The sequence below is a fragment of the Mesorhizobium sp. M7D.F.Ca.US.004.03.1.1 genome, assembly GCF_003998635.1.
Lineage (GTDB): Bacteria > Pseudomonadota > Alphaproteobacteria > Rhizobiales > Rhizobiaceae > Mesorhizobium > Mesorhizobium loti.
Genome location: NZ_RZQG01001307.1, coordinates 1 through 1,231, shown reverse-complemented (window position 1 = coordinate 1,231; position 1,231 = coordinate 1). Strand labels below are relative to the sequence as shown.

The 1,231-nt window shown below is 61.3% G+C and carries 3 protein-coding genes; 1 reads left to right on the top strand and 2 read right to left on the bottom strand.

Annotated elements, in window-relative coordinates; translation table 11 throughout:
• Positions 1-210: SDR family NAD(P)-dependent oxidoreductase (locus EN935_RS36585; RefSeq protein WP_127374264.1), on the bottom strand; the 210-nt coding region annotated here is incomplete at its 3' end.
• Positions 211-390: 180 nt separating this feature from the next.
• Here EN935_RS36585 and EN935_RS36580 point away from each other — a divergent pair.
• Entirely contained in the window at positions 391-657 is a 267-nt protein-coding gene (locus EN935_RS36580; RefSeq protein WP_164757920.1) for a type II toxin-antitoxin system VapB family antitoxin, read from the top strand.
• Positions 658-902: 245 nt separating this feature from the next.
• Here EN935_RS36580 and EN935_RS36570 read toward each other — a convergent pair.
• Positions 903-1,231: LuxR C-terminal-related transcriptional regulator (locus EN935_RS36570; RefSeq protein ID WP_164771711.1), on the bottom strand; the 329-nt coding region annotated here is incomplete at its 5' end.

Genomic DNA, 1,231 nt, shown 5'->3' with positions numbered 1-1,231 from the left:
GATGTCGCACAGCACGGGCAGCGCCTTGCCGCCGGCCTGCTCGATCTCTTCGGCCGCCGTATAGATCGTGCCCGGCAGCTTCGGATGCGGCTCGGCGGTCTTGGCGGCGATCGTCACATTGGCGCCGTCGCGTGCCGCACGCAGCGCGATCGCCAGCCCGATGCCGCGCGACCCGCCGGAGATGAACAGCGTCTTTCCCTTGAGCGACATTTTTCCCTCCAATGGCTTTATCTCGTTGCGCAATCCTTGCCTGTGGCGCTGCCGGATACAAGAGCTTGAGGCGGAAGCTATGGTGACGTTGCGGAGGGTCCCGTGTCTTGCCGGCTGCAAACGACGTGGCGTCACAACCGATTTGGCATATAATTCCCACACCGGATGGCAGATCACCAAATGGCTTTGTTGATTAAGAATGTCGAAGTGGAGCGGCTGGCCCGAGAACTCGCCATGAGCCGTGGCGTGTCCGTGACGGAAGCGATCCGGCAGAGCCTCGAAAACGAAATTGCTCGCGAAAACCTGACTTCTCAGCAAAACGAGTCTGACCTGATCGTGAGGCTTATGGAAATTTCAGAGCAAGCAGGCCAGATACCTATGAGAGACCACCCGATGACGGAGGACGAGATACTCGGCTACGACGAACTCGGGATCCCGACCAGATGATGCATATCTCAACCTCAGCGTCGCGCCGCCCCTCATTGCCCTGCCGGGCATTTCTCCCCGTATAGTGACGGGGAGAAAGAGGCTGTGCCGATGATTTCGCCAATCATCAATATTGCAGAGCAAGCGCCAGCGGCGCGGCTATCTCCCTTCTCCCCGTCACTATACGGGGAGAAGGTGCTGGCAGGCGGATGAGGGGCGGCGCTGACTCTTCCAATGATCGCCAAAAACTGCCGGACACGTCGTTCCTAAACCAGCACCAACCCCTGCCGCATCGCAATGGCGATCGCGTCGGTGCGGTTGGCCGCACCGAGCTTGATCAGGATTGCGGCGACGTGGAACTTCGCCGTGTGCACGGAGATGTTGAGGCGCCGCGCGATCACCTTGTTGGGAGCGCCCTCAGCCAGCAGCGCCAGCACTTCCGCTTCGCGCGGCGACAGCGAAGGCCGGACAGCATGCTCGTCGGGGGTTTCCTCCTCGAACGGCTCGCCATCACCGGCATGGAAATGCTCATGGCGCCCGCTTCTGCCATCGTTCGATACGCGATAGCCGGCCGCAGCCAGCCGCACTGCTGCGG